Source organism: Pseudomonas moorei (genome assembly GCF_042846945.1).
GTDB lineage: Bacteria > Pseudomonadota > Gammaproteobacteria > Pseudomonadales > Pseudomonadaceae > Aquipseudomonas > Aquipseudomonas moorei.
Genome location: NZ_AP035776.1, coordinates 1856109 through 1872475, shown reverse-complemented (window position 1 = coordinate 1872475; position 16367 = coordinate 1856109). Strand labels below are relative to the sequence as shown.

At 60.9% G+C, this 16367-nt stretch carries 11 protein-coding genes; 5 read left to right on the top strand and 6 right to left on the bottom strand.

The window, feature by feature from the left end; all coding sequences use genetic code 11:
• Positions 1–127: 127 nt before the first annotated feature.
• Positions 128–1618 carry an aldehyde dehydrogenase family protein gene (locus tag ACGJAX_RS08740; RefSeq protein WP_090328558.1) on the bottom strand — a complete coding sequence of 497 codons (1491 nt, stop codon included), beginning with the start codon at positions 1616–1618 and terminating at the stop codon, positions 128–130.
• A gap of 175 nt (positions 1619–1793) precedes the next feature.
• Between ACGJAX_RS08740 and ACGJAX_RS08735 the strand changes: the two genes are divergently transcribed.
• The 3 genes from ACGJAX_RS08735 to nadE all read left to right on the top strand — a co-directional run bounded on the left by ACGJAX_RS08735 (position 1794) and on the right by nadE (position 4896).
• Positions 1794–2699, top strand: coding sequence for a LysR substrate-binding domain-containing protein (locus tag ACGJAX_RS08735; protein WP_390958409.1), 906 nt, complete (start codon positions 1794–1796; stop codon positions 2697–2699).
• Between the two features lie 141 nt (positions 2700–2840).
• Positions 2841–4064: a nicotinate phosphoribosyltransferase gene (gene pncB / locus ACGJAX_RS08730; protein ID WP_248915325.1), complete on the top strand. Its 1224-nt coding sequence runs from the start codon at positions 2841–2843 to the stop codon at positions 4062–4064.
• Between the two features lie 4 nt (positions 4065–4068).
• Positions 4069–4896 (top strand): ammonia-dependent NAD(+) synthetase, encoded by an 828-nt coding sequence (nadE, locus tag ACGJAX_RS08725; protein WP_090328552.1) that lies wholly within the window; start codon positions 4069–4071, stop codon positions 4894–4896.
• 175 nt (positions 4897–5071) lie between these two features.
• Here nadE and azu read toward each other — a convergent pair whose 3' ends face one another.
• Positions 5072–5518: an azurin gene (gene azu / locus ACGJAX_RS08720; protein WP_090328550.1), complete on the bottom strand. Its 447-nt coding sequence runs from the start codon at positions 5516–5518 to the stop codon at positions 5072–5074.
• Between the two features lie 342 nt (positions 5519–5860).
• On the opposite strand from azu, the gene ACGJAX_RS08715 reads away from it, so the two are divergent.
• Both ACGJAX_RS08715 and ACGJAX_RS08710 read left to right on the top strand, forming a co-directional pair.
• Complete coding sequence (locus tag ACGJAX_RS08715) at positions 5861–6448, top strand: TIGR00730 family Rossman fold protein (RefSeq protein WP_390958406.1); 588 nt, start codon at positions 5861–5863, stop codon at positions 6446–6448.
• Positions 6449–6516: 68 nt separating this feature from the next.
• The gene (locus ACGJAX_RS08710; RefSeq protein WP_090328546.1) at positions 6517–6696 is read left to right on the top strand and encodes a hypothetical protein; all 180 of its coding nucleotides are present in this window, start codon (positions 6517–6519) and stop codon (positions 6694–6696) included.
• 229 nt (positions 6697–6925) lie between these two features.
• On the opposite strand, the gene ACGJAX_RS08705 is transcribed toward ACGJAX_RS08710, so the two are convergent.
• The 4 genes from ACGJAX_RS08705 to ACGJAX_RS08690 form a co-directional block, all read right to left on the bottom strand.
• On the bottom strand, positions 6926–7816 hold the full coding sequence (locus ACGJAX_RS08705) for a transglutaminase N-terminal domain-containing protein (protein ID WP_390958404.1): 891 nt from the start codon (positions 7814–7816) through the stop codon (positions 6926–6928).
• Complete coding sequence (locus tag ACGJAX_RS08700) at positions 7816–10302, bottom strand: circularly permuted type 2 ATP-grasp protein (RefSeq protein WP_248915322.1); 2487 nt, start codon at positions 10300–10302, stop codon at positions 7816–7818. The genes ACGJAX_RS08705 and ACGJAX_RS08700 overlap by 1 nt, the downstream gene beginning before the upstream one ends.
• Before the next feature lie 88 nt (positions 10303–10390).
• Complete coding sequence (locus ACGJAX_RS08695) at positions 10391–13666, bottom strand: transglutaminase family protein (protein ID WP_390958402.1); 3276 nt, start codon at positions 13664–13666, stop codon at positions 10391–10393.
• Between the two features lie 274 nt (positions 13667–13940).
• The gene (locus ACGJAX_RS08690; RefSeq protein WP_090328538.1) at positions 13941–16241 is read right to left on the bottom strand and encodes a YgiQ family radical SAM protein; all 2301 of its coding nucleotides are present in this window, start codon (positions 16239–16241) and stop codon (positions 13941–13943) included.
• Between the last annotated feature and the right edge of the window lie 126 nt (positions 16242–16367).

The following is a 16367-nucleotide window of genomic DNA, read 5'->3' as shown; positions in this document are numbered from 1 at the left end:
CCAACACAATTTCAATGTGGGAGCGAGCTTGCTCGAGATAGCACCGGCACATCCCACTACGATGCGTCCGATAAATCGCTATCGCGAGCAGGCTCGCTCCCACAGGGGATTACGGTTGACCCACGTTTCAGTCGAACGTGATGCCTTGGGCCAATGGCAACTCCAGCGAGTAGTTCACGGTGTTGGTCTGACGACGCATGTAGCCGCGCCATGCATCGGAACCGGACTCACGACCACCGCCGGTTTCTTTCTCACCACCAAACGCGCCGCCGATTTCCGCGCCGCTTGGGCCGATGTTGACGTTGGCGATACCGCAATCGCTGCCCACCGCCGACATGAACTGTTCGGCTTCACGCACGTCGGTGGTGAAGATGCACGAAGACAGGCCTTGCGGTACAGCATTGTTCAAACGCAGGGCTTCATTGAAATCGCTGTAACCGACCACGTACAGGATCGGCGCGAAGGTTTCGTGGCAAACCACGTCGCTCTGCTCCGGCATTTCGACGATGGCTGGCGAAACGTAGTAAGCGTTCGGGAATTTGTCTTCGAGCTGACGCTGGCCGCCGAATACCTTGCCGCCTTCGCTCAGGGCCTGCTCCAGCGCATCCTGCATGTTCTCGAAGCTTTGCTTGTCGATCAGCGGGCCGACCAGGTTGCCTTCCAGTGGATGGCCGATACGCACTTTGGAGTAAGCGGCTTTGAGGCGGGTGACGATTTCTTCCTTGACCGATTCGTGGGCGATCAGACGACGCAACGTGGTGCAACGCTGACCGGCGGTGCCGACGGCGCTGAACAGAATGGCGCGAACGGCCATGTCCAGATCGGCGCTTGGGCCGAGGATCATGGCGTTGTTGCCGCCCAGTTCCAGAATGCTGCGGGCAAAGCGTGCGGCGATTTTCGGCGCCACTTCACGGCCCATGCGGGTGCTGCCGGTGGCGCTGACCAGCGCGACACGCGGGTCGTCGACCAGGGCTTCGCCGGCATCGCGGCCACCGATGATGACTTGGCTCAAGTGCGGTGGAGCATCGCTGAAGTTCTTCAGCACGCGGTCGAACAGTGCCTGACAGGCCAGTGCGGTCAGCGGCGTCTTTTCCGACGGTTTCCAGATCACCGGGTTGCCACAGACCAGCGCCAGCGTGGCGTTCCAGGCCCAGACCGCCACCGGGAAGTTAAATGCACTGATCACGCCGACGACGCCCAGCGGGTGCCAGGTTTCGCGCATGTGGTGACCAGGACGCTCGGAAGCGATGGTCAGACCGTACAACTGACGGGACAGGCCGACGGCGAAGTCGCAGATGTCGATCATTTCCTGAACTTCACCCAGGCCTTCCTGAGTGATCTTGCCGGCTTCCCAGGACACCAGTTCACCAAGATCGGCCTTGTATTCACGCAGGATGTCGCCCAGTTGACGCACCAGTTCGCCACGGCGTGGCGCCGGAACCTTGCGCCACAGCTCGAACGCATGATCTGCGCGACTGATGTGTTGCTCAACTTCGGCGGCACCTTCCCAGTTCACGGCGGCGATGCGGCTGCCATCGATAGGCGAATGCACCGGCACTTTGCCGTTCTGGTACAGGGCCGGGTTTACACCAAGACGATCAAGCAATGCAGCAACCATGGGTGACTCCTCAAGCAAAAAACGGAACGGGTGCAGCCGGAAAATCACGGCTGATCAGGCCTGTAGTTTTAGCGCCCCGGAGGTTACTCAACAAACGACCTTTAAGAGAGATATCATTCCGTTTATTCATGCTGTGCATTGCTGGCAATAAAGAGACAAGCACAAAGGACCGCCCATGCTGAACAAACGCTATTTGCCATCGATCGCTGCACTGCAGTGTTTCGAAGCCGTGACCCGGCATCTGAGCTTCACCCGGGCCGCCGAAGAGTTGAATCTGACCCAGAGCGCCGTCAGTAAACAGGTCGCGCAACTCGAAGAGCTGTTGCAGCACTTGCTGTTTCGCCGGGTACGTCGACGCCTGCAAATGACACCAGCAGGCGATTTGTACCTGGTCGAGGTCAGAAAAATCCTCACGCAAGTCGAGATGTCGACCCATTACCTGCGCTCCTACGGCGGTGAAACCGAAGTCCTGCGCGTCTCGACGCCACCGACTTTCGGTGCGCGCTGGCTGGTACCGCGCCTCAAAGGCTGGCGCCTGCGTCATCCATCGATTCACCTGGACCTGTGCAGCGAACAGGAAGCCGACGATCTGCTGCAAGGGCGCAGCGACCTGGCGTTCTACTTTGGCCAGGGCTCACGGCCGGGTACCGAATGCCTGAAGCTGTTCGGCGAGGAGCTGGTGCCCGTCTGTGCCCCGGGCAGCCTGCCGGCCGAGCCGTTCACCGATCCTACGCAACTCACCGATCTGGTGCTGCTGCAAAACGCCTCACGCCCCCAGGCCTGGCATGACTGGTTCGACAGCCAGGGCTATCACACCGAACACAGCTACCACGGCCCGCGGTTCGAAACCTTCTACATGTGCATTCGCGCGGCGCAGGTCGGCTGCGGCGTGGCGCTGTTGCCGCGGTTTCTGGTGGAAGAAGAGTTGGCGGACGGCAAACTGGTCATTCCCTGGAAGCATGCAATGCCCAGCACGGATGCGTATTACCTGGCATACCCGGAGCATTCGGCGGAAGTGCCCAAGGTGCGGGATTTTGTGAAGTGGATGCTGGAGCAGGTTGATTGCCCGGAAGCGACCTGACGTATACCGTCGCCTTGCAGGAGCTGGCAAGCCAGCTCCTGCAAGGACTCGGTCAGTCTAAAAAATGCTGGTAATCCTCGCCCTTGATATGCGCCACTAGCGCCATTGATCAATGCCGCTGCAACGCTGGAGATTCCCGTTATGAGCGAGAGTGTGTTTGCCGATCGCATCGTGCAGAACCTGCTCGACACCGACTTCTACAAACTGACGATGATGCAGGCGGTGCTGCACAACTACCCGAACGTGGAAGTCGAATGGGAGTTTCGTTGCCGTAACAGTGAGGATCTGCGCCCTTATCTGGCGGAAATCCGTTACCAGTTCGAACGCCTGGCCGAGTTGAGCCTGAGCGCCGACCAGTTGAGTTTCCTGGAGCGCATCAGCTTCATGAAACCGGACTTCTTGCGCTTTCTCGGGCTGTTTCGCTTCAACCTGCGCTACGTCCACACCGGCATCGAAAACGGCGAACTGTTCATCCGCCTGCGCGGCCCCTGGCTGCACGTGATTCTGTTCGAAGTGCCGATGCTGGCGATCGTCAGCGAAGTGCGCAACCGCTACCGCTATCGCGAAATCGTACTGGAACAGGCGCGCGAGCAGCTCTATCGCAAGTTCGACTGGCTGACCGCCAATGCCAGCAGCGACGAATTGTCCGAATTGCAGGTCGCCGACTTCGGCACCCGCCGTCGCTTCTCGTACCGCGTGCAGGAAGAAGTGGTGAACGTGCTCAAGCATGATTTCCCGGGACGTTTTGTCGGCACCAGCAACGTCCATCTGTCCCGGGAACTGGACATGAAGCCGCTGGGCACCATGGCCCACGAGTGGATCATGGCCCACCAGCAGCTCGGACCGCGACTGGTCGACAGCCAGATTGCCGCCCTCGATTGCTGGGTCCGTGAATACCGTGGCCTGCTGGGCATCGCCCTCACCGACTGCATCACCATGGATGCCTTCCTCGGTGATTTCGACCTGTTTTTCGCCAAGCTATTCGACGGTTTGCGCCATGACTCGGGCGATCCGGTGGTTTGGGCGGAAAAAGCCATCGCCCACTATCACAAGCTGGGCATTGACCCGATGAGCAAGACGCTGACGTTCTCCGACAGCCTGACACTGCCCAAGGCCCTGGAAATATTCCGCGCGCTGCGCGGGCGGATCAACGTCAGCTTCGGCATAGGCACCAACCTGACGTGTGATATTCCGGGTGTCGAACCGATGAGCATCGTGCTTAAAATGACCGCCTGCAACGGCCAGCCGGTGGCAAAGATCTCCGACGAGCCCGGCAAGACTCACTGCAAAGACCCGAATTTCGTCGCCTATTTGCGACACGTTTTCCAAGTTCCTGCCCTTCCCAGCCTATCTAGCAAGGAGTGAATTCATGCAAGCCGTACAGCGTGAGATTGCTGAACAGCTCAAGGTCCAACCGCCGTTTGCCGACGAGGCCGCCCTCAAGGCTGAAGTCGCCCGGCGGATTACCTTTATCCAAGACTGCCTGGTGAATTCCGGGCTCAAGACCCTGGTACTGGGCATCAGTGGCGGCGTCGACTCCCTGACCGCGGGGCTGCTGGCCCAGCGTGCCATGCGTGAACTGCGCCAGCGCACCGGAGACGACCAATACAAGTTCATCGCCGTGCGCCTGCCGTACGATATCCAGTTCGATGAACACGATGCCCAGGCCTCCGTGGACTTCATCAATCCGGACGAGCGCCATACCGTGAACATCGGTCCGGCGGTCAAGTCCCTGGCCAACGAAGTCGCGGCCTTTGAAGGCAAGCATGCGGTCTCGGTGGATTTCGTACTCGGCAACACCAAGGCGCGGATGCGCATGGTCGCCCAGTACACCATCGCCGGTGCCGCCCACGGCCTGGTGATCGGTACTGATCACGCGGCAGAAGCAGTGATGGGCTTCTTCACCAAGTTCGGCGATGGCGCCTGCGATCTGGCGCCCCTCAGCGGCCTGGTGAAAAACCAGGTCCGGGCCATCGCACGCAGCTTCGGTGCGCCGGAATCACTGGTGGAGAAGGTACCGACCGCCGACCTTGAGGACCTGTCCCCTGGCAAACCTGACGAAGCGTCCCACGGCGTGACCTACGCCGAGATCGACGCCTTTCTGCATGGCGAGCCGGTACGCGAGGAAGCGTTCAAGATCATCGTTGGTACTTACAACAAGACGCACCACAAGCGGGTGATGCCGTTTGCGCCTTGAATCGTGAATGAATGAAAAAGCCCGCTGAAGTGTTGATCTTCAGCGGGCTTTTCTTTGGCCGCCAGGATGTGGCGATGCAACCAGCCTCTTCGCGGGCAGCCCACTCCCACATGGAACACCACCGTACCTGTGGGAGCGGGCTTGCCCGCGATGAACGTTAACGCGGTACTTCGGATTACTTCAGCGTCACAGTGCCTTTCATCATCGAGATGTGGCCCGGGAACGAGCAGAAGAAGCCATATTTTTCAGCGGCGTCAAGTTTAGACACGTCGAAGGTCACCGAATCTTTCTCACCAGCACCGATCACCTTGGTGTGCGCGATGATGCGAGCATCACCTTCTTTCAGGTAGTTCTTTTCGATACCGGCACTCAGACCGTCGGTCGCGATTGGCTGCATGTCGGCTTCTTTACTCAGCACCCAGTTATGGCCCATGACGGTTTTCGGCAGGCTGCCGGAGTGGGTCAGTTCCACGGTGAAGGTCTTGCAGCTCTTGTCGATTTCAATGGCCTTGGTGTTGAAGGACATCTGATCAGTGGAGTCGATAGTGGTTTTGCACTCTGCAGCCATCAGTTGGCTGCTGGCCAGTGTCAACAGGGATACCGCAACGAGTTTGGCAAACATGGTGAATCTCCAAGGCAGGGTTAACAGAAATGCGAGTGGACAGAAGACTGCCTGAAAACTTCGCAAGTTCCTATGACCTGAATCAAAAATTGTATACAACTTTCGGGCTATGGCCCCCATCGAAACAATCTACCAGCCAGACGTCTGGGACGGGCCTATGATCGGGCCATCACCCAAACTGGAGCGTCTGTCATGTCCCTCAACAGCCTGTTGTGCAGCTTGCTTGCCGCCTACGCCTGTGGCGCCAGCGGCACTTACGAAACACCCAATCGCAAAGTCTAGCCCTTGGTGCGTCGCGCGCCTGCCTTTACTCTGTGGCCCTGATCGACCATGGAGTAAGGCATGTCTTTAACATCCGTTTGTGTATTTTGTGGTGCCAGCACCGGCCCCCATCCGGCTTATCGGGAAGCGGCCGAAGCCCTCGGCCGGGCGCTGGCCGAGCGTAAGCTGATGCTGGTTTATGGCGGTGGCGCCGTCGGACTGATGGGGATCGTGGCCGATGCCGCGCTGGCGGCCGGAGGCGAAGTCGTGGGCATCATCCCGCAAAGCCTCATGGACAAGGAAATCGGCCACAAAGGGCTGACTCGCCTGGAAGTGGTGGACGGCATGCATGCGCGCAAGGCGCGGATGGCTGAACTCAGCGATGCGTTCATCGCCCTGCCGGGCGGCCTGGGCACGCTGGAAGAGCTGTTCGAGGTCTGGACCTGGGGCCAGCTTGGCTACCACGGCAAACCACTGGGCTTGCTCGAAGTGAACGGTTTCTACAGCAAACTCACCGGTTTTCTCGATCATATCGTCGGCGAAGGCTTCGTTCGCGCAGCGCACCGTGACATGCTGCAGGTGAGCGAATCGCCAACATCTCTGCTCGACGCCCTCGATCAATGGCAACCCACCGTACTGCCCAAGTGGGTCGAGCAAAAACCCGACTAACGACTTGGCACCGATACAGGGCAGAATACGCGCCGCTCAACCTCACCTTCGACCCCAGAGGATCGCCCATGGCTAAACCCAACTACTCCTTCGCCAAACGTCAGCGTGACCTGGCCAAGGAACAGAAGAAAGAGGAAAAGCTTCAGCGCAAGAAAGCAATGGCTGAAGACGCAGCACTGAACCCCGACGGTGAAGTCGCGGCAGAAGATGATGTTGATGCACCGAAAGATCAGGCGCCGGACGCCTGAGTCCCTCCGGGCCGGATGATCCGATCAGGCCCACCGGATCTGTGTCCAGGGCTGGCAGCGTTGCTGCCGGCCCTCACAGAACGATCTGAAACACCCTATCCAGAACAGACCCGCACGCCCTGTGAGCGAGCTTGCTCGCGATGGTCGTCAACGATGACGCGTACTGTCCGGATTAACGCGGCGCCCGTTGGTCAATCGCGAGCAGGCTCGCTCCTACAGTTGATCTTCATTATTCCAATGGCATTACGGTGACGCGGACTTCCGGGTCGTGGTTACCGCCGCCCAGAATCACCCCCCGCAACGGCGAAACATCGGAAAAGTCCCGGCCCCAGGCCAGCGTGATGTGCTCCAGCGCCGGTTGCACATTGTTGGTCGGGTCGAAATCCACCCACCCCAGCACCGGGCAAAACACCGACACCCAGGCATGGGACGCATCGGCCCCGATCAGTCGTGGCTGGCCCGGTGGCGGCTGGGTCAGCAGGTAACCGCTGATGTACCGCGCAGCCAATCCACGGGAACGCACGCAAGCGAGCATCAGGTGGGCGAAGTCCTGACAGACGCCACGCCGACGCTCCAGCACTTCTACCAGAGGCGTCGCCACCTGCGTCGCTTCGGCATCGAAGGTGAATTCGCTGAAGATTTTCTCCATCAGGGCCTGGACCCCCAGAAGCAATGGCCGCCCCGCAGGAAAACAACTTTCCGAGAACTCGACGAAGTTGCGCTTGAGATGCACATAGGGTGATTCGAACCGGTAGCGGCAGGCGTCCAGGATTTGTGGGGGCAGCGGCTGGCTGCTGTAGGTCAGCGCACTTCGGGTGTCTTCCCAGGGCGGAGACTGATTGAAGTCCAGCAACGGTCGGGGCAACACTTCGATCGTGAGGCTCGCATTGACCAACAATTCATCATGGGGACGTTCGAACGCCAGCCGGGTCAACGGATTACCGAATACATCCAGCTCATCACGGCGCGAGGACGGTTGCGGACTGATCTGCAATTGCTGTGCGGTGCAGCGTTGCCAGGCACAGGCGCGCGGCCACAGGTGCGCCAGTTGCTGAGCCAGGGATACCGGGCTGTCGTAGTGATAATGGGTGTCGTGGAAGATCTGGTAGTGGGCACTCATCAGACGGACACCGTGCGTTGGCTGACATCATCGACATGGGCGAAATGGCGCAAGGCCAGGCGATCCGAGACTTGCCCGCTGGCATCGGCGATTTCTTGCAGCAGATCGGCCAGCCCCTCGACGGCGGCGCGCACGCTGGCGGCACCAAACAGCGGGTTTTCCAGACAGCCCAGATCGAAGCGCGCCAGGCGCTCCACCAACGGCGCCAGACCCGCTTCACGAGGCACGCCAAAGTCGTCGTTCAGGCGTTTGAGCGTGCGGGTCACCAGTTTCAGCTGGAACAGCACGGCATGCGGGTTCTGCTCATCAAGCAGCAACAGGTCGAGCACCGGGATCAATTGCGCCACCGCCAGGTAACGCGAACGGTAGGTGATGCTGCTGTTGCCCAGTTCCAGCAGCCATTCCAGCCCGGCCTGATCGAAAGCCCCGGCGCCCCGCAGGAACGCTGCCAGGCTGCCGCTGAGAAATTGCAGACGCTCGATCCGCCGGCCGATCATCAGGAATCGCCAGCCTTCGTCCCGGGTCATGTCATCCAGGGCAAATCCCGACAGTGCCGCCAGGGACATCACCAGTCGGTTGAGGAAATCCAGCAACTCGCCAAAGTCCGGCTCTTCGGTTTCCAGCTCCATAGCTTCGCGCTGCAATTCCACCAGCGCCTGCCAGTTTTCCCGCGAGAGCTTGCCACGCACCTGTGAGGCCGCCCATTGCAAACGCTGCAGGTTGGAACGCAGGCTGAAAGGCCAGTCATCGCCCAGTATCGCGGCCAGCAAGCGCTCCGGCAGTTCGCCTTCCTCGGGCAGCAGCATCAGCCGCTCACCGAGATCGACCGCCGCGTCCAGCGCCTGCGGGTCATCGCCATCGACATAACGCGCCAGCATGATCCGCAGCAACCGCGCACTGTCGTCGCAACGCTCGCAGTAGCGGCCGAACCAGAACAGGTTTTCCACCACCCGCGACGGCAGATACGGGTCGCGTCGCACCAGATCATGCACGCCGATGCTGCGCCGGGCTTTCCATTGCTCGCCGCTCGGCGGGCGGTCGCCCAGCACCCAAGTGTCCTTGCTCGCCCCACCGCGCTGCATCGACACCACTTCAGCGTCTGCTTCAGCGGCGACACGGGTCAAACCACCGGGCAGGACCCGGTAACCGTCTCGACTGGCCACGGCGTACACACGCATGCCGATGGCCCGGGGTTGCAGCTGACCGTCTTCGGCCTGCCAGATCGGCGCCTGGGAGAGCTGAGCAAGTTCTTGCGCAACATAGGCGTAAGGACGCGCTTGCATGCGCTCAGCGAGCGATTGCCGCTGTTTTTCGCTCAGATCACGGCCAAATACCGGTGCAAAGCTCTGGGACGGGAATGCCGGCTTGATCAGCAATTCCGGCAATTTTTCCAGGGCCTGAGCCAGCACGGGCGCTTCGCCGCACCACCACGTGGCGATGGACGGCAAAATCAGCTCCTCACCAAACAGAAACTGGTTGATCTTCGGCAGGAAGCCCAACAGTCCCGGCGATTCAAGTACGCCGCTGCCGAGGGCATTGGCCACCAACACCCGCCCCTGGCGCACGGCTTCGAGCAGGCCCGGCACTCCCAGAGCCGAATCGGTGCGCAGCTCCAACGGATCGCAGAAGTCGTCATCGAGCCGGCGCATGATCGCGTGGACCCGGCGCAGGCCACTGAGGGTTTTCAGATAGACCGTCGCGTCGCGCACCGTCAGGTCGCCGCCCTCCACCAGCGGGTAACCGAGCTGACGCGCCAGGTACAGATGTTCGAAATAGCTTTCGTTGAATCGCCCCGGCGTCAGCAACACCACCAGCGGCACCTCTTCATCGCTCGGCGCCTGGCGCGCCAGGGTTTCCTGAAGCGTGCGGAAGAATCCGGCCAGATGCTGCACCTTCAAATCGCGGTACAACTCGGGAAAGGCGCGGGACACGATGGTGCGGTTCTCCAGCGCGTAACCGGCCCCGGACGGGGCTTGCGTACGGTCCGCGGTCACCCACCAGCGACCATCGGGAGTGCGTGCCAGGTCCACCGCATACAGATGCAGAAAGGCCCCTTCAGGCGGATTGATACCCTGACAGGGCCACAGGAAGTTGTTGTGACCGAACACCAGCTCGGCTGGCAGCAAGCCTTCGGCGATCAAGCGTTGCGGGCCGTACAGGTCGGCCAGCACGGCATTGAGCAACCGGGCCCGTTGGGCGATGCCGGCTGACAGCTGCTCCCACTCATCGGCAGCAATCACATGGGGCAGCAGGTCCAGCTCCCAGGGACGATCGGCGCCCTTGGGGTCGGCGTAAACGTTATAGGTGACGCCGTTTTCCTGAATCTGCCGGGTCAGCAATGCCTGGCGCTGCATCAGCTGCGCTGGCGTGCTGCGCTGCAATTGGTCGAACAGCCGGCGCCAGTGCGCACGTACGGCGCCGCTGTCGTCGAGCAGTTCGTGATAAGTACCCGCTGTCAGCGGGTAGCGGTCTAGCAGGTCAGGCATGGAAAGCTCGGCAGACAGCAGTGAACAGTCAGACTAACGTAGGCTCATGACGCCCGGATAGACGAAAGATCCGGGCGTCGCATACGGCTTAGAAACGTCGTAAATCAAGCGTCAGTGGCAGCTCGTCGTTGATTTGCGCAATCGGTACAGGAATCTTCCCTGGCGTGTGTCCGATCCGGAAGAAACGCGCCATCCGCCGGCTCTCGGCCTCGTTGGCATTGACCGGCAAGCTGTCGTAATTACGCCCGCCCGGATGGGCCACGTGATATTGGCAGCCGCCCAGCGAACGCCCCATCCAGGTGTCGAGCAGGTCGAACACCAGCGGCGCATGCACGGCAATGGTCGGTTGCAGACAGTTGGCCGGTTGCCATGCGCGGAAACGCACCCCGGCGACAAACTCACCGACGCGCCCGGTGGGCTGCAGCGGCACCGGAATGCCGTTGCAGGTCAGTAAATAGCGCTGAGGCGGCAAGCCGTTGAGTTTGACTTGCAGACGCTCCAGGGAAGAATCCACGTAGCGCACCGTGCCACCGACCGCGCCCTCCTCGCCCAATACATGCCACGGCTCAAGCGCCTGGCGCAGTTCCAGCGCAATGCCACTGACGGCGTAATCGCCGACCTTGGGAAAGCGGAACTCCAGATGCGCGGCAAACCACTCGGCCCGCACCGGATAACCGGCGGCGTTGAGGTCGACAATGACGTCGGCGAAATCCTGCTCGATAAAGTGCGGCAACAGGAACCGGTCGTGCAGCTCAGTGCCCCAGCGCGCCAGTTTCGGCGGCGCATAGGGTTCACGCCAGAAACGTGCGACCAACGCCCGCAGCAACAGCTGTTGAGCCAGGCTCATGCGCGCGTGGGGCGGCATTTCAAAGGCCCGCAACTCGAGCAAGCCCAAGCGCCCCGTGGCGCCGTCCGGCGAGTAAAGCTTGTCGATGCAGAACTCGGCGCGGTGAGTGTTGCCCGTTACGTCGATCAACAGATTGCGCAGCAACCGGTCGACCAGCCACGGCGCGCATTCCTCGCCGGGTTGCGGCATTTGGGCGAAGGCGATTTCCAGCTCATACAGGGCATCGTTGCGCGCTTCATCGACCCGTGGCGCCTGCGAAGTCGGGCCGATGAACAGCCCGGAAAACAGGTACGACAAGGACGGGTGGTTATGCCAGTAGCTGATCAGGCTGCGCAGCAGATCCGGACGCCGCAGGAACGGTGAGTCGGCCGGTGTCGCGCCACCCAGTACGAAATGGTTACCGCCACCGGTACCCGTGTGCCGGCCATCGATCAGAAATTTCTCGGTGGTGAGTCGGGTTTGTCGCGCCTCTTCGTAAAGGAATTCGGTGCGTTCAACCAATTCATCCCAAGTGGCGGACGGCTGCACGTTGACCTCGATGACCCCCGGGTCCGGCGTGATGCGGAAGTTGCTCAAACGCGGATCGCTCGGTGGTTCATAGCCTTCCAGCAATACCGGGCAACGCAGCTCTTGCGCGGTGGCTTCAATCGCGGCGACCAGTTCGAGGTAGTCCTCAACCCGTTCCAGCGGCGGCATGAACAGGTACAACCGACCTTCCCGCGCTTCGGCGCAGATGGCGGTGCGGGTCAGCCAGTCGGCGGATTCATCGATTTTCGGTGCGCGATCTTCAGCAATGGCAGCGGAATCTTGGCTCTGAAGCTGTGCGGTGTCGGGCAATGCCGGGAAATCCTGGTTCGGGTCCTGCGGATGAATGTACGGGTACTCCGCGGCTTTCACCCAGGGCTGTGAGCCGAGTGGCAGACGATAGCCCAGCGGCGAATCTCCCGGCACCAGACGACAGTGCTCGTCGCGCAAGTACCAGCGCCCGCTCTGCCACTGATCCCCCTTGGCGGTCCGTGCCAGCGGCAGGACCTGACCAATTACCTTATCCAGACCCTGACTGAAGACTTTACGCAGTCGCGCACGCTCCAGCGGCTCCTCGAGACGTGAATCTTCGGCGCTGACGTTCTGCGGCAAGGTGCCTTCGCGCCAGAGGTAATAGAAATTGTCTTCGTAAGCAGGGAACACAAAACGTGTCGGAATTTTCAGGCGCTCGGCGACACTCGCCAGAAATCGTCCGGCCAGCTCGCCATCGGCGCCATAGTCTTGCTGCTCGTCGGCGATCAGCGCCGCGTTGTGCCAGATCGGCACCCCGTCGCGGCGCCAGTAGCAGTTGAGCGACCAGCGCGGCAGTTGCTCACCCGGGTACCACTTGCCCTGGCCAAAGTGCACCAGGCCTTTGGGCGCGTAGTGCTGACGCATGCGCTGGAACAGTTCGGCAGACAGGCGACGCTTGTCCGGCCCCAGCGCCGCGGTGTTCCACTCGGCACCGTCCGGGTCATCGATGGACACGAATGTCGGCTCACCGCCCATGGTCAGGCGTACATCGCCTTCCAGCAGGTCAGCATCGATCTGCCGCCCCAGGCTCTGAATCGCCAGCCACTGCTCTTCGGTGTAGGGCTTTGTGACCCGGGGCGCCTCCCAAATCCGCTCCACGGACATTTCGTGGCTGAATTGGCACTCGCACGGCTCCACCAGGCCACTGATCGGTGCCGCAGAGGACGGATCGGGACTACAAGCCAAGGGAATATGTCCTTCACCGGCAAACAGCCCGGAGGTCGCGTCCAGACCGATCCAGCCGGCACCGGGCAAATACACCTCGCACCAGGCGTGCAGGTCTGTGAAGTCCACATCCGTGCCCGAGGGACCGTCGAGGCTTTTGACGTCGGCCGTCAGTTGGATCAGATAGCCGGAGACAAAACGCGCGGCCAGTCCGAGATTTCGCAGCAGTTGCACCAGCAACCACGCGGAATCGCGACAGGATCCGGAGGCGTGCTCTAGGGTGTGCTCGGGCGTTTGCACGCCCGGCTCCATGCGGATCAGGTAGCCGATGTCTTCGCTCAGGCGCTGATTGAGCGCGACAAGGAAATCCACAGCCGGTAATGGTGAGCGGTCGATGCCATCCAGATACGCCTTGAACTTAGGCGTCAGCGGCAGGGTTTCCAGGTAAGGCGCCAGTTCCTTGCGCTCATCGGCGGCATAGGCGAACGGAATTTTTTCCGCGTAGGGCTCAAGGAAGAAATCGAACGGATTGAACACCGCCATTTCCGCCACCAGGTCGACTTCGATCCGCAGCTCTTCGGTTTTTTCCGGGAACACCAACCGCGCCAGGTAATTGCCCTGCGGGTCCTGCTGCCAGTTGATGAAGTGTTGCTCGGGCGAAACCTTCAGCGCATAGGACAGAATCCGCGTGCGACTGTGGGCGGCCGGGCGCAGGCGAACGATCTGCGGACCGAGCTCAACGGCACGGTCGTAGCGGTAATGCGTAACGTGATGCAATGCGACATGAATCGACACGGCGTGCCTCCTGCGAGCCCTAAGCGTATGTGAAAGCGCGCAAGACTTATGCCACCCAGCAGTGCTGGCGCTTTCTCCGGTTACTGGAGGCAGTACAGCACCAAAATCGGGCGAGGCGGGAAATTGGTTTGGGGCCGTTGCACGTAAATGTGGCGTTGCGCGGCAGATTCACCACCAGCAGCGGTCTCTTTGGGCCCAATGTGCTGATGTTCCGCGGCTCAGAAATGCAAAACGCCAACCCGAAGGTTGGCGTTTTGTTGAGCCCAAGCGCGATTTAGCGCGGTACGACCGGCTTGCGAGCCGGTTTCGGCCCTTTGCCTTTGGCCGCATCCTTGCGCTCCTTGGCCGCCTGCTGGTTACGGGCGAATGCCGCAGCCTTGGCCTGTTCACGCTTGTCCCACGGGTTGCCACCGTCGCTGGCGCGGGGTGGCAGGCCGGTGTGCTGGGTCAGGATTTTGGTCGTTTCCTTGCCCACTTTATGGCTGCCGGCCGGCGTCGAGTTCTTGCGACGAGCACTCTGGTAGCTGTCGGTGGACGGCTGGTGCAACGGGATCAACTGGTTCTTGCCCGGCCCGATCAGGTCACTGCGGCCCATGCGGATCAACGCTTCACGCAGCATCGGCCAGCCTTTCGGGTCGTGGTAGCGCAGGAAGGCCTTGTGCAGGCGGCGCTGCTCTTCGCTCTTGACGATGGTCACCGCGTCAGACTTGTAGGTGACCTTGCGCAGCGGGTTCTTGCCCGAGTGGTACATCGCGGTGGCGGTGGCCATCGGCGACGGGTAGAACGCCTGCACCTGGTCGGCACGGAAACCGTTGCCCTTGAGCCACAGGGCCAGGTTCATCATGTCTTCGTCGGTGGTGCCCGGGTGAGCGGCGATGAAGTACGGAATCAGGTACTGCTCTTTGCCGGCTTCCTTGGAGTATTTCTCGAACATGCGCTTGAACTTGTCATAGCTGCCGATGCCCGGTTTCATCATCTGGTTGAGCGGACCTTCCTCGGTGTGTTCCGGGGCGATCTTCAGGTAACCGCCGACGTGGTGGGTCACCAGCTCTTTGACGTATTCCGGCGACTCGACCGCGAGGTCGTAACGCAGGCCGGAAGCGATCAGGATTTTCTTCACACCCGGCAAGGCGCGGGCACTGCGATACAGCTGAATCAGCGACGAGTGGTCGGTGTTCAGGTTCGGGCAGATACCAGGGAACACGCACGATGGCTTGCGGCACGCGGATTCGATTTCCGGCGTTTTGCAGGCAATGCGGTACATGTTCGCGGTCGGGCCGCCAAGGTCGGAGATGACGCCGGTAAAACCGGGAACCTTGTCGCGAATTTCTTCGATTTCGCGAATGATCGACTCTTCGGAACGGTTCTGGATGATCCGGCCTTCATGCTCGGTGATCGAGCAGAACGTGCAGCCACCGAAGCAGCCACGCATGATGTTCACCGAGAAGCGGATCATCTCGTAGGCCGGGATTTTCTCCTTGCCATACGCCGGGTGCGGAATGCGCTGATAAGGCATGCCGAACACGTAGTCCATTTCTTCGGTGGTCATCGGAATCGGTGGCGGATTGAACCAGACGTCGACCTCGCCGTGCTTCTGGACCAGGGCACGGGCGTTGCCCGGGTTGGTTTCCAGGTGCAGCACGCGGTTGGCGTGGGCGTAGAGCACCGCGTCGTTGCGGACCTTTTCCACCGACGGCAGACGAATCACGGTCTTGTCGCGGGTCATCTTGGGACTTGCCAGGATCTGCACGACCTTGGCTTCCTGCGGATCCTCAACCGGACCTTTTTCCTGCTCGATGGCGCAGGCCTGGGTGTCCTGGGTGTTCACGTACGGGTTGATGATCTTGTCGATCTTGCCCGGACGGTCGATGCGCGTGGAGTCGACTTCGTACCAGTCTTTCGGCGTATCGCGACGGATAAACGCGGTGCCGCGCACATCGGTGATGTCTTCGATCTTGTGACCGTAGGACAGGCGCTGGGCGACTTCGACAATGGCACGCTCGGCGTTGCCGTAGAGCAAGATGTCGGCGCTGGCGTCAATCAGGATCGAGTTGCGAACGCGGTCCTGCCAGTAATCGTAATGCGCGATGCGGCGCAGGGACGCTTCGATGCCGCCGAGCACGATGGGCACATGCTTATAGGCTTCCTTGCAGCGCTGGCTGTAAACCAGGCTCGCGCGGTCCGGCCGCTTGCCCGCCAGGCCACCCGGCGTGTACGCGTCATCGGAACGGATTTTCTTGTCGGCGGTGTAGCGGTTGATCATCGAGTCCATGTTGCCGGCCGCGACACCGAAGAACAGGTTCGGCTCGCCAAGCTTCATGAAGTCGTCTTTGGACTGCCAGTTTGGCTGGGCAATGATCCCGACGCGGAAGCCCTGGGACTCCAGCAGCCGGCCAATGATCGCCATGCCGAACGACGGGTGATCGACGTAGGCATCACCGGTGACGATGATGATGTCGCAGGAATCCCAGCCAAGCTGATCCATCTCCTCCCTGCTCATCGGCAGGAATGGCGCTGGCCCGAAACATTCGGCCCAGTACTTGGGATAGTCAAATAACGGCTTGGCTGCTTGCATGTCGATAACCGGTGTTGGCTTTCATTGAATTTCGCGGGCGCGGAATATAGCACAAATTTTGACCAATTCCGACGGCTATGGTCGGAAATTGCGGCGCGTCTATCGCTGGCAAGCCAGCTCCCACAG

Excerpts from the sequence above, each read along its gene's own strand:
- ACGJAX_RS08740 (WP_090328558.1), bottom strand. The coding sequence starts at position 1,618 with ATGGTTGCTGCATTGCTTGATCGTCTTGGTGTAAACCCGGCCCTGTAC.
- ACGJAX_RS08735 (WP_390958409.1), top strand. The coding sequence starts at position 1,794 with ATGCTGAACAAACGCTATTTGCCATCGATCGCTGCACTGCAGTGTTTC.
- pncB (WP_248915325.1), top strand. The coding sequence starts at position 2,841 with ATGAGCGAGAGTGTGTTTGCCGATCGCATCGTGCAGAACCTGCTCGAC.
- nadE (WP_090328552.1), top strand. The coding sequence starts at position 4,069 with ATGCAAGCCGTACAGCGTGAGATTGCTGAACAGCTCAAGGTCCAACCG.
- azu (WP_090328550.1), bottom strand. The coding sequence starts at position 5,518 with ATGTTTGCCAAACTCGTTGCGGTATCCCTGTTGACACTGGCCAGCAGC.
- ACGJAX_RS08715 (WP_390958406.1), top strand. The coding sequence starts at position 5,861 with ATGTCTTTAACATCCGTTTGTGTATTTTGTGGTGCCAGCACCGGCCCC.
- ACGJAX_RS08710 (WP_090328546.1), top strand. The coding sequence starts at position 6,517 with ATGGCTAAACCCAACTACTCCTTCGCCAAACGTCAGCGTGACCTGGCC.
- ACGJAX_RS08705 (WP_390958404.1), bottom strand. The coding sequence starts at position 7,816 with ATGAGTGCCCACTACCAGATCTTCCACGACACCCATTATCACTACGAC.
- ACGJAX_RS08700 (WP_248915322.1), bottom strand. The coding sequence starts at position 10,302 with ATGCCTGACCTGCTAGACCGCTACCCGCTGACAGCGGGTACTTATCAC.
- ACGJAX_RS08690 (WP_090328538.1), bottom strand. The coding sequence starts at position 16,241 with ATGCAAGCAGCCAAGCCGTTATTTGACTATCCCAAGTACTGGGCCGAA.